General features: G+C 35.9%; 11 protein-coding genes. 6 read left to right on the top strand and 5 right to left on the bottom strand.

All coding sequences use genetic code 11. From position 1 onward, the window contains the following. Window positions 1–258 precede the first annotated feature (258 nt). The 6 genes from glnH to AC3RV6_RS02730 all read left to right on the top strand — a co-directional run bounded on the left by glnH (window position 259) and on the right by AC3RV6_RS02730 (window position 5,887). Window positions 259–1,074: a glutamine ABC transporter substrate-binding protein GlnH gene (glnH, locus tag AC3RV6_RS02755; RefSeq protein WP_489747942.1), complete on the top strand. Its 816-nt coding sequence runs from the start codon at window positions 259–261 to the stop codon at window positions 1,072–1,074. An 88-nt stretch (window positions 1,075–1,162) separates the two neighbouring features. Next, complete coding sequence (locus AC3RV6_RS02750) at window positions 1,163–1,831, top strand: amino acid ABC transporter permease (RefSeq protein ID WP_489747941.1); 669 nt, start codon at window positions 1,163–1,165, stop codon at window positions 1,829–1,831. Continuing rightward, a complete protein-coding gene (locus AC3RV6_RS02745; RefSeq protein ID WP_489747940.1) occupies window positions 1,828–2,550 on the top strand; it encodes an amino acid ABC transporter ATP-binding protein in 723 nt (240 codons plus the stop codon). Before AC3RV6_RS02750 ends, AC3RV6_RS02745 begins: the two co-directional genes overlap by 4 nt. A 26-nt stretch (window positions 2,551–2,576) precedes the next feature. Then, a complete protein-coding gene (locus tag AC3RV6_RS02740) occupies window positions 2,577–3,374 on the top strand; it encodes a nitrilase-related carbon-nitrogen hydrolase (RefSeq protein ID WP_489747939.1) in 798 nt (265 codons plus the stop codon). A gap of 25 nt (window positions 3,375–3,399) precedes the next feature. Next, window positions 3,400–4,272 (top strand): MurR/RpiR family transcriptional regulator, encoded by an 873-nt coding sequence (locus AC3RV6_RS02735; protein WP_489747938.1) that lies wholly within the window; start codon window positions 3,400–3,402, stop codon window positions 4,270–4,272. A gap of 211 nt (window positions 4,273–4,483) precedes the next feature. After that, entirely contained in the window at window positions 4,484–5,887 is a 1,404-nt protein-coding gene (locus AC3RV6_RS02730; RefSeq protein ID WP_489747924.1) for an IS110 family RNA-guided transposase, read from the top strand. A gap of 694 nt (window positions 5,888–6,581) precedes the next feature. Here the strand turns inward: AC3RV6_RS02730 and AC3RV6_RS02725 are convergent. The 5 genes from AC3RV6_RS02725 to AC3RV6_RS02705 form a co-directional block, all read right to left on the bottom strand. After that, window positions 6,582–7,352, bottom strand: a complete 771-nt coding sequence (locus AC3RV6_RS02725; RefSeq protein WP_489747937.1) for an ABC transporter permease — start codon at window positions 7,350–7,352, stop codon at window positions 6,582–6,584. Between the two features lie 49 nt (window positions 7,353–7,401). Continuing rightward, window positions 7,402–8,151 carry an ABC transporter permease gene (locus AC3RV6_RS02720; protein ID WP_489747936.1) on the bottom strand — a complete coding sequence of 250 codons (750 nt, stop codon included), beginning with the start codon at window positions 8,149–8,151 and terminating at the stop codon, window positions 7,402–7,404. Then, a complete protein-coding gene (locus tag AC3RV6_RS02715) occupies window positions 8,148–8,963 on the bottom strand; it encodes an ABC transporter ATP-binding protein (protein ID WP_489747935.1) in 816 nt (271 codons plus the stop codon). Before AC3RV6_RS02715 ends, AC3RV6_RS02720 begins: the two co-directional genes overlap by 4 nt. A gap of 99 nt (window positions 8,964–9,062) precedes the next feature. Further along, complete coding sequence (locus AC3RV6_RS02710; protein WP_489747934.1) at window positions 9,063–10,139, bottom strand: ABC transporter substrate-binding protein; 1,077 nt, start codon at window positions 10,137–10,139, stop codon at window positions 9,063–9,065. A 1,107-nt stretch (window positions 10,140–11,246) separates the two neighbouring features. Next, window positions 11,247–12,434 (bottom strand): polysaccharide deacetylase family protein, encoded by a 1,188-nt coding sequence (locus tag AC3RV6_RS02705; protein WP_489747933.1) that lies wholly within the window; start codon window positions 12,432–12,434, stop codon window positions 11,247–11,249. Window positions 12,435–12,810 lie beyond the last annotated feature (376 nt).

The raw sequence follows: 12,810 nt of genomic DNA, 5'->3' as shown, positions 1-12,810 counted from the left end.
TAAATTCACCCTTTTGAATTTTTTATTTCATTTTTATATGTAATGAAATATTTATTTCAACTATACATAAATAATGCTAGATTGTAAATACCGAAAATAGATTATTTTAACTATTCTACAAACCTATCCAACCCAATCCAAATAATGACAAATATGAAATTAATGTTTATTTTATTATTTTAAATGAAATAACTATTGCATAATTAACTGTATTCGAATATTATGAATACTAGAACTACCACAAAAGGGGAGATTAATATGCAAAAAAGAACTTTCAAAAAATCAATATTAGGAGCTGCATTTGCTAGTAGTTTACTATTAATAGGATGTGCTTCAGACAAAGCTTCAACAGATGAGGCAAAAGATAATTCAAAAGATGAAGTGAAAAAAGAGGTTTTGACAGTTGGCACAGACACTAGTTATGTACCTTTTGAATTTTTAGATCAAGCAACAGGTGAATATGTAGGATTTGATATTGACTTATTGAAAGCGATTGCAGAAGAAGCAGGATTTGAGTATGAGCTTAAACCAATGGACTTTACTGGTATTATTCCCGCTCTCCAAACTAAAAACTTAGACTTAGCAATTGCCGGCATAACAATAAAGCCTGAACGTGAAGAAGTAATTGATTTCAGTGCTCCTTATTACGATGCAGGAACAGCAATCTTAATTAGAGAAGATGAAGAAAATATAAAATCCGTAGCCGATTTAAAAGGGAAAGTTGTTGCTACGAAACAAGGAACATCTAGCTATGATTATGCGACAGAAATTGAAGGCCTGAAAGACTTAGTCCCTTTCCCGAATATCGACCAAGCCTATATGGAACTTGAAAAAGGTTCTGCAGATGCTGTCATTTTTGATTTACCAAATATCCAGTACTACATTAAAACAAATGGTCAAGGCAAAGTTAAAACAATAGACGAATTACTTGAAGGGCAATCATTTGGTATCGCTATGCCTAAAGGAAGCGAATTGAAAGAAGACGTCGACAAAGCTTTACAAACATTGAAAGAAAACGGAAAGTATGAAGAATTGTACAAAGAATGGTTCGGAGAAGCACCTCCGAAAAAATAACATTGTCGCGGAGAGCATAGTATATATGCTCTCCCGCCAATTACCGTCAGAATTTTGATTCGGATTTAGTTGAAAGTAGGGATGATTTATGAATAATGGTTTCACGTTAGATTGGTCATTTGCAATTGAGGCACTTCCTTTTTTACTAAAAGGAATGAAATACACTGTAATGATTGCAATCATTGGTATTCTGATCGGGTTTATCATCGGGATAGCTGTAGGATTAGGCAGACTTTCCAAAAATAAAATCCTCTTTAGTCTATCTACAATTTATGTAGAAATTATACGCGGTACCCCTATCATGGTGCAGGCACTTTATATTTACTTTGCACTACCGATGATGTTGGCAATTAAAATAGATCCTCTTGTAGCAGGTGTCGTTACTATCGCACTAAATGCTGGTGCATACATCGCAGAAATCGTCCGTGGATCGATTCAAGGTGTTGACAAAGGTCAAATAGAAGCTGGAAGATCACTCGGACTCACAAAGCTTCAAACTTTATACCGGATTACATGGCCACAAGCATTTAGAAGAATGATTCCACCACTTGGCAATCAATTCATTATCAGTCTTAAAGATACTTCTTTACTTACAGTAATTGGTGTAGGTGAACTAACACGCCAAGGAACAATTGTCGTTTCATCCAATTTCCGAGCCGTCGAAGTGTATACAGCAGTTGCCGTTCTATACCTAGTACTAACGCTATCAATTTCATTAGGTTTACGTTTTCTTGAAAGGAGGTTGCATGTCAAATGATCCAAGTAAATGACTTACACAAATACTACGGAGAATTGGAAGTCTTGAAAGGTATTTCATGTAAAATTAAACCTAAAGAAGTAATTTCAATAATAGGCCCATCTGGCTCAGGTAAAAGCACTTTTCTTCGCTGTTTAAATTTATTGGAGGAAGTTACTTCAGGAGAGATTTTTATAGAAGAAGTATCTTTAACTGACAAAAAAACAGATATCAATAAAGTACGTAGTGAAGTGGGTATGGTGTTCCAACAGTTCAACCTCTTCCCTCACATGACAGTTATTGAAAATGTTACATTAGCACCAAAGATTGTAGGTAAAGTTAGTAAAGTAGATGCTCATGAAAATGCAATGAGACTTCTTGAGAAAGTAGGTCTTGCAGATAAAGCAAATGTCTATCCCGATAAACTATCTGGTGGTCAAAAACAACGGGTCGCGATTGCTCGCAGCCTTGCCATGAATCCTAAAATAATGTTATTCGACGAACCTACTTCAGCATTGGATCCTGAATTGGTAGGAGAAGTACTAGAAGTTATGAAAGATTTAGCGAGAAGCGGAATGACTATGGTCGTCGTTACACATGAAATGGGTTTTGCCCGTGATGTCTGTGATCGTGTCATATTTTTCGACCAAGGCATTATTATGGAGGAAGGTCCTCCTGAAAAGATATTTACCAATCCAGAAAACGAACGGACAAAATCATTTTTGCGTAAAGTGTTATAATATACTAAATAAAGGAAGTGTTTTGATTGGTTAAAGTTGCTGCCCTACAAATGCATTCGAAGCCCAATCTTGGGGATGAAAATACAACAAATGCGATTTCTATGATTTCAGAAGCTGCTAGTCAAGGCGCACAGCTCATTGTGTTGCCAGAACTTTGGATAAGTGGCTATTATTTATCAACAGAAGAATTTAATGTTTTTGCTGAAACACCACAAGGCAAGACAATAGCAATCTTCCAAAAACTAGCGAAAGAACATAATGTCGTACTTGTTGTACCATTCGTGGAAAAAGAAGGAGAAAATATTTACATCGCCACTGCAGTAATCGAGAACACCGGCGAATTACTGTCTTCTTATAGAAAATCTTTCCTGTGGGGCCGCGAAAAGAATCATTTCACAGCTGGCGAAAGAAAATACAATGTAATTCATACATCCATCGGTAATATCGGCGTTCTAATTTGTGCAGATATAGAGTTCCCTGAGCCAAGCCGAATATTAGCTTTACAAGGTGCACAACTTATTATTTGTCCTTCCGTATGGAGTATTCCAGCCCAATCAAGATGGGATATCCAATTGCCCGCTCGTGCATTAGACAACACAGTGTTTGTACTTGGTGTAAATACAGTAAATGAAGGAAGCTGTGGTAAAAGTAAACTCGTCGCACCAAACGGAGAAGTACTAATTGAATCACCAACTGATGAGGAACATATCCTTTTGTACGATATGGATCTTTCTCTTATAGAGGAAACGAGAATTATTGTCCCTTACCTAGACGATTTAGATCGTAACTTACTTCCCGGAAAAGACCCAGTCATCAATTACTAAAATATAGCTCAAGGGATTGAACCTTATGACTAAAAAAAATGTTTTTCAAAACATAGCCGAAAATATTACCCAATTGAGCAAATCACATAAAAAAATCGCAAACTACATATTAAAGAACGCCAATACTGTCCCCTTCTTTAATGTAGCAGAATTAGCCACAAAAGCTGAGGTTAGTGAGGCGACAGTCGTTCGATTTGCCACAGCATTGGGTTATTCGGGTTACCCGGAAATGCAAAAGCATATGCAAAACTCCATCCAGGAACAACTAACCACAACCGAACGGCTTAAAATGTCCTCTCATGTGTATGATGACAAAGAACAAGCAATCTATGATATCTTCAATGATGATATTAATAATATAAAGGCAACTATGGAGAATTTGGATATTAAAGCTTTTCACAAAGCGGCTACAGTTCTTCTAAATGCGAATAAAGTATATATCTCTGCAAATAGAAGTACCGCATCCCTAGGAATTTTCTTACACTATTATTTAAATATTATTCTTGAGAACTCAGAAATTCTAGGTTCTTTTGAAGTCATCCCGGAGCAACTATATGATTTGAATAAAGATGATGTCGTTATCGGAATAAGTTTTGCTCGTTATTCAAGCAGTACCATTAACACCATTGCATTCGCAAAAGAGATGGGCGCCAGTACTATCGCGATTACAGATAACTTGTTGTCTCCCCTTTTGCCACATGCAGATATAACATTAACTGCTTCCAGCGATATGCCATCATTCATCGATTCTTTCACAGCACCTTTAAGCTTGATTAATGCTTTAATCGTCTATTTAGGGAAAGAACGAGAAAAAAACGTTGAACTACGGCTTAACCAAATGGAAGACATATGGAGTAAGTTTGGTGTATTTTATAAAAGGGAAATGTCGAATGAATAGCGCTTTGGAGGTACCTTTTTTTTGATGGTGCCTGTGTAAGGCAGGCTGGATGGTGCCTGTGCAAGACACATTTATGACAATTGGGTGGATGGTGCCTATTATGTTAAATAGATAGAAAAAAACGCAAAAAACCATTGTTTTCAGGGTATAGAGAAGTACCAATCACAGAACTTCCAAATCCCACCCCACTATAAAAGAGGAGCTGAAAACAATGGTTATACAATCATTAAATCATATTCAGGGGAAAAACGGAAGTTATTGGAATCGTTTGATGAGGAATCCAGAAGCGGATAAATACTGTATTGTAGCGGTTGACGCAGCGAAGTATGTGAATGCGGCAATGATCTGTACGATTTACGGCGATATTTTGAAAGGGCCATTCGAGTTTGATGGTTCAATGACTGGTTTTCATGTATTGCAGATGGCGATTGAAGATACGAAGGAAGCCTACGGACTAACGGATGTGATTCTAGGCATTGAGACAACTGCCCATTATTATGAGGATTTAGTGAGGATATCTATGGATCAAGGATATGTTGTTAGGGTCCTAAATGCAGCCACTACTGCGAAAGAGCGGGAGACTATGCTGAGCTACACGAAGACTGACCGAGTGGATTTGATGGCAATTGTGCAGTCAATCTTGCATGGACGTGGAGGAACAAGTCTGGAAAAGCGACAGGAATTAGAAACACTCCAAACACTGACACGGGCAAGGCGTCGGCTGGTGAATGATCGAAGTCGTTGTATTAATCATCTTAGGATGTACATGGATCATATTTTCCGAGAATTTCAGGGGAAGAATGTAAGAATAGATGGCAAGAATCAAGTAGTCAAAGTGTTAGATTGCTTTGATTCTAAGACATCCCTTTACTTGATGAAACATTATCCACATCCATCGGATGTAATTGCACTCGGGCACTCAGGACTACGAAAACTGTCGATTGAACAGAACTTGAAGCTTCGTGACACAACAATTGAGCGGCTACTCGCTTATGCTGAAGACTCGATATCTAAACCAAAGGATATGCTTTACAGCGAGCTTCTACTTCTAGGTTTAAAGCTTGACGAGTATGAACTATTGCAACGACAGATTGTTGAGTTAGAGACGATTATAGAAGAGCTTCTTCTCCAGACAGATGGAGGTATTTTGTTAAGTGTGCCAGGAATCGGGGTCACAATCGCGGCAGAATTAACCGCGGAGATGGGGAATGTAGAGGACTTTTCAAATGCCGGTCAACTCATCAAGATGGCGGGCACAAATCCAATCGTGAGGCAGTCAGGTGGTAAACAGGCGAATCATTACCGGATTTCGAAGCAAGGTCGGGCCTCTTTCCGTCAAATCGTGTATCAGGCAGGGAAATCTGCAGCACAACAGAATCCTGAAATGAATGAACATTACAAGAAGTTAAAAGAACGTGGAAAATTAACAGGACAGGCATATATCGCGATTGGAAACCGAATTTTACGTATCGCCTATGCAATGCGGAAACATCAGGAACTTTATCAAAGTAAACAACCAGATTACGTCTTACAGAAAGTTATTGCCGGTAAACTGCGGAATAAACCGAAACAAATGCAATTTTACAGTCGATTCGTTATGTCAGAAACAGTTTAAGTAATTTTTAATAATCAATTTGAAAGTGAAAAAACAAAAGGCGTCTTCCTGGAGCGTAGACCACATAGGATTGAGTGCCTGAGGCCTTATTGGACCTCGTTGCACAGCGTTATGGGTCTTGTTCCACAAATACGAATAAAACGTGAAAGCACAGAGTTTATATTTAATAGGATGTATCCCTGTGGGAACGAAAACGCGAGACCTTTCACGCTCCAGAAAGACGCCATTATAGAGTGTTCTGTGATTGTCGAGTTTCAAAAAAATTCAACCATGAGGCTTTGGTTTCGTGCGGCCAAAAATCGTTTAACATAGTGCTTGACTTATTCCACATTAAACGCTGTGCAAGACACATTTATGACAATTCAATCCAGGGCATATAAATACAAAAGGAAGTCAGTCGAATAAATACATCGCTGACTTCCTCTTTTTATATATGCAATTGTAGTGTATATTCTGAATAGTGTCTTGCACAGGCACCTGAGAAAACCTGCACAAAAAAGTAACTTAAAAAGAAGGTGCCTGTGTAAAACACACTTATGACATTTCACAGTAAGGTATATTAATACAAAAAGAAGCTAATAAACCTCATAGGTTATTAACTCCATTTTTGTAAACATGCAATTGTAGCGAGTGATTTGATTACGATCTTACACAGGCACCTAAAAATTACTATGCTATCAAATTGACTATATCTTTACCCTACGTTGATTTTCCCAATCTTTTGCTCGTTCTTTTCCTGCCATAGTAAAAACAAAAATGTAATAAAAAAAGCTATAAATATTATAATCATAATTATCGCGAATATAGCTGCAGGCATATTAAGAGACATATACTGAACAAGTCGCGATCCTAATCCTTCAAAAGATGCAAACATTTCCGCTAGAATCAAACCAAGGAAACAAAGACTAAAACCCATTCGTAATCCAACTACCAAATGCGGTTTAATGGCAGGTATAAGAATTAACCTAGCCTTTTGAAGAAATGTCATTTGATAGGAACCAGCTACTTTAAGATAGATTTCAGGAATAGTACGGGTGGCTCCTAGGCATATAATGATTATTGGAAAGATACCATGAAAAACTGAGAATGCGATTCGGCCTTCCATTGTCAAACCAAATATTAATAAAAATATTGGGTATAAAGTTATTTTTGGAATGGAATATACCCCCAAAAATAAAGGTGATAATGTTTTACTCCAAAAAGGACTTAGACCAACAAAAAAACCTATAATCATGCCCCCCGTAGCCGCAATTAAAAATGAAATTATCAAAGTCAATAAAGTTGTGCCTATATCCCCCAACCAATTCATTTTATTTTCGTATAAGGATTGTATACTTTGCAAAGGTGACGCCATTGCTGGTTCACCAAATATAATATAAATCAATTGCCATAACGCTACTACTACTACTGGCACTAGAAATCTTCCTACTGTATACCACTTATTTTTTGAGGTTCCTTTTTTCAAAAAAGTTTCTCCTCCTTAATCTTCCTTCTAATTTTAAATCCTAACAAACTTATAGACTTTTTTTATAAAGCCTGGATTCTATATAACCTAATACCGTATTTACAATTAGCGCAATTAATATAACTAAAAGAATTGAGCCGTACATACCATTTATATTAAAACTGTCATAATCAAATGAAATTGAATAACCCAATCCTTTTGCTGATAATATAAATTCCGTCGCGATAACTCCCACTATTGAGTATGTAACAGCTAATTTTAGCCCTGTAAAAATATGTGGCCACGCTGCCGGAAAGTAAATATGAATTAGCATGTCACGAAAGGATAGATTCAAAGAATGCCCAACTTTTTCAAACGACTTTCTTATTTCAAGGAAGCCTGTCGCTGTATTACTAGCTACTGCTGGTAACGAAAAAAACATACCTATCATAATAACAGGTAAAGAACCTACTCCTAAGACGCTTATAAATATTGGATATAAAGCAAAGAACGGAGTCGCATAAAAAAGCATTAAATACGGTTGCATCACATGGAAAGCAAATCGGGAACGCCAAAGAATTATCCCAAGCAGTATACCAAAGATTGTAGCTCCCAAAAAGCTCATAATAATCTCGAAAACTGTCACTCCAAAATGATTCACAAGATAATCTACATCAGATAATTTACTAATCATGTTAAAAACCATCGAAGAAAATGGTATGAAAGTAAAGGTGTCTAACCACTCCATACGTACTGACAACTCATAAATTGCTATAAAACTTACAACAATTATAATTCTAACTAATTGATGTTTTTTCATTGGATTACCACTCCAGAGGTTCCATTTAGAGTAGCACGCCTGTCATTTAATGATTCTTCCTCAAGACTAGACCATAAGTTTTGTGTAATTTTTGCAAATTCCGGTAATTTTAGCGCAGTTGCATCACGCGGCTTTGGTAGTGTACTATTTATTATTTCTTTAATGCGACCTGGTCTTGCCGACAAAACAATAATTCTATCAGATAGTAAAGCAGCTTCCTGAATACTGTGCGTAACCAAAACTATTGTCGCTTCAGTTTTTCTAACAATATTCAAAAGTTCACCTCCCAATATTAATCTGGTCTGTTCATCCAGGGCACCAAATGGTTCATCCATAACAACAATTTCTGGATTAGTAACCAAAGTTCTTGCAATTGCTACTCTTTGACGCATTCCACCTGAAAGTTCATATGGATAAGAATTTTCAAACCCCTCTAGGCCAACAAGTTGGATCATATTATAAGCTCGTTCTTTATATTCTTTTTTGGGTACTCCTTGCATTTGCAGGCCAAATTCTACATTTTCTTGAACTGTACGCCACGGAAAGGTCGATTCTTCCTGAAATACAATCCCTATTGATGAATGGGGTTTTGTTATAACCTGCCCTTTAATTTTCACCGTTCCCGATGAAAGCATCCTAAGTCCTGATAAAATTTCCAATAAGGTTGTTTTTCCACACCCACTAGGTCCAACTATTGAAATGAATTCCCCTTTTTGAACAGAAAAATTAATATCGCTTAAAGCTATTACTTCGTTATCCCCACCGGTATAAACTTTTGTGGCATTCTCTACTTTCATAAGCGGTTCAGTCATATTATTTCTCCTCCCTTGTATAAATTTCTATCAATATACGGCCATGTTCTGTCAAGCCAACAAACTATGGCCGTATTAAATAAAATATAACAATACGGGCTAATAATTAATTTTAGAAAGATCAAGTTGCTGTTCTTCAGGAAGCTGGTTAGTATCAAATAGACTATCCCACTCAATATCCATATCCTTTTTCAAGGTACCAATTAGCTCCATTCCGTTTAACATACTATTAATAGATTCAGGATCTATTTTAACTCCCCAATGCTTAACTTCTGATAACGCTTTAACCGAATCAATGGAAGCGTTCTCATCTATTTCAGCACTTTGAGAAAACAATTTACCTGCTTCTTCCTGATTTTCGTATATCCAATCCACAGATTCTTGGTAAGCCGCTAGAAACCTTTTTACTAAATCCGGATTTTCTTCCATCAATTGAGGACTGGTAATAATAACACTTTGTTGATAGTCTTCAATATATTCCGAAACGCGAAATAATAATTTCCAATCATCTTTCTGTACAGAGTAAGCAGGATCAAGCATCACTGTCGCATCTACTTCACCGGCTTTCAACAGTGTTAAACCTTCACTTATTCCACCCGAAGCAACCAATTCTAATGATTCAGGATCAATATTCGCCTTTTCAAAGATTAGTTGGGTAACAGTTTCAGTCACAGAACCCGGACTGGTAAATGCCCATTTCTTACCGACTAAGTCACTAACATCATTAATATCTGAATCTTTACGAGTAACGTAAATCACGTCGTTAACACTTCTAACTCCACCGCCCACAATTTTCAACGGTGCGCCAGATAAGTAGGCTTGTATAGCAGCTGATGGCGCTACATCCCCAAACGATAAACTTCCTGATAATACATTTCGGACTGTAGTTCCACCCCCACTACTCCCAACAATTTTCTTAATTTTAATACCTTTTTCTTCAAAAAAACCTTTTTCCATTCCCACATTGTAAGGTACTGCATAAGTTCCTGTTGGAAAGTGTGTCACACTGATTTCAATCTCATCTAATTTCTTTTCCGTTGTATCATTTTCATTTTCATTCTTCTTCTCATTCTCACTACACCCCACTAGAATAAATAACAACAATAAAAATGTTATAGCAACCTTAACAAATTTGTATTTCTTTTCATTCTCATCTCTCATGTCTATTATACTCACTTTTTCTCCTCCTATTTTTTACTAGGTATTAGACCCTTTAGAATCATACTTAAAATAGTAACAAGCGGATGTTTACATAATTCCTAATATCATCCTGACTTTCACTGTGACCTCTTGAGTTTTAGTCTATCAACGACCAATAATATAACTTTTGTTATGAAATTACCTTTCAGTAAATAGTTCCAAAAATGACGCGCATATTGTTTTAGCCTTAAATCATATAAAAATGTTGCTTTTTCATATTCATATATAACTACTTAAAATTTATTTAATAGTTATAGATCAATTTAAAATCAATTTCCCAGTTTTTATTGCCTAAGTTTTCATGTGACGATTTAACTTATACATTCTTTCACACCTCTTTCCAAACACTAATTATTACACGAATTGAATATTACGAATATACTGCAAATTTATCACTTTGTATACAGTATGTCAATAACCATTTTTACATCTTTACTAAAAATTGAAAATTGTTTGTAAAATAAAGTAACTATTTCATATTAATTTATTTAATAGAGCTAAAAATAAATACCCCTTTCCGCATTGTATACAATAAGAAAATACGAATGCTATATTTACATCTTCTATAAATTCAATTAAACCACGAAATACTTAACCCAAAAAGAATAACTATAAGGCGTAGTTAACTAGTATTACAAATACAGGAAGAGTATTTTAACGTATCTTGGTAAACTTTTAGGACGTTTCCTCCTAAGCCTTGCCATATCACCTGTGGAGATGCGGCTTTCTGCATGCGCACTCAAATTAGTCTCCTCGACTAGTAGTTTTGAGCTCATTCCCTTCATACTACTATTCACGCTTAAAGATAATTAGTTACACGATATCCTACAAGAGTCGTTACGTTTGGATGGTTAAGTTCCCATTCACTATATATTGCAACCAAGGATTGGTCGTTGTGCATCTAATATGAGGTGCCTGTGCAAGACACATTTATGACAATTCAATCCAGGGCATATAAATACAAAAGGAAGTCAGTCGAATAAATACATCGCTGACTTCCTCTTTTCATATATGCAGTTGTAGTGTATATTCTGAATAGTGTCTTGCACAGGCACCTGAAAAAACTTGCACAAAAAAGTAACTTTACTTACTAGTACTAAAATCCTTCCAGATTACATCTCTTTTATTATCCTTATATACAACAATCATTTTCAACGAATAGTTTCCTTTGCCGAGCTTTCCATCTTCTATTGAAACTATCTGACTCATTTTATCTGGTATTGATCGATAAGCGCCAAATTGCTTGATCAAAACTCTTTCACCGGTAGAAAGTTGTTTATATAACTCAAACTTAGCTTCCTTCATATCTGTAGATGAAGTATATTCTTGACCACTAATCCAAGTGTGTGCTTGGATTTTTTGACCTCCATCGTAGACACCTACCCAGCCTTTCGGTTTATTTGTTCGTTCATTCATATAGGTAACTATTGTATTTAAAAGTTGATAAGGACTTATCTTATCGTTTATGCCGATACGTTTTAAACGAACCAAACTATCTCCTTGGAAATGCACACCTTCTTTAATTGTGTGCACAATTTCATATCCAGCTTTTGCTACTGCTTTTTCTGCTACAGCATCATAAACCCCATATGGGTAAGCAAAGCTAGTGGGCGTATATTTTACATGTTTTTCGATAAGCTTATGCGCATGTTTTAGATCTTTAATAATTAACTTACTGCGCGCATCATTCGTAAGCTTCTTACCACTCTTAGTTTTATTCGTAATCATCGCTTCGTACCCTTTTTGATTACCATTACCTCTAAAATGCAGATCATGTGTATGATTCCCAACCTCGATATATCCAGAATCACTCATCTCTTTTATTTGACCCCAACTCATCATCGGTACATTAAATCTTTCGCCTGATTCTATATGGCTCGTAATAACAAACAAAGTTGCTTTCATATCTAATTCTTTCAGTATTGGATAAGCTGACTCATAAACACTTGCATAACCATCATCAAGTGTGATCATAAATGGTTTTAAAGGTAGCTTTTTCTTCCCTAATTGATATTGAATTAATTCTTTCGTAGTAATTGCAGTAAATCCATGTTCTTTTAAATACGTTAATTGGGCTTTAAAGTTTTCTGGCGTCGTATTTATGCCCGGAAGCAGTGCATTACCTTTATCAAATTTGTGATACATTAAAATAGGAACTGCTTTTGCATTTCCATTTTCTCCTTCAAATGTTTCTGCTTCTACTTCCACATTTATATTTGTATATAGTAATAAAGTAACTAAGAATAATAGCGTGACATACTTTTTCTTCAATTTACATTTCGCATCCTTTTATGTTTAATATTTCCGTTGAAAGATGGCAGCATTATCGCCAGTTGGAGTAAAAGCGTTGGACATTGGGAAGGTATTAGTTAAACTTCTGTAAAACGAATAATCCAAAAGTTATTCTTATTCTATAAGGAGGGTCAATGACTTTTAAACAATTAAGTCTCATACTAATTATACCTAATTCAACAAAACTTACTAGTGCATAAAACTATTAAATCTTCTAGTTCCTGGAAGTAATACGGTTAGAGTACCTGTGAAATATGCATTATGACAACTTCCATTTAAGTACACAAATGCAAAAGGAAGTCAGGCGAATTAACAAGTCGCTGACTTCCTTTTTTTATGTATGAAATTGTAGTGT

The sequence above is a fragment of the Sporosarcina sp. So3-204 genome, assembly GCF_058068165.1.
Note: the sequence above shows the minus strand (reverse complement) of the source record. Positions and strands in the feature narration are given on the sequence as shown.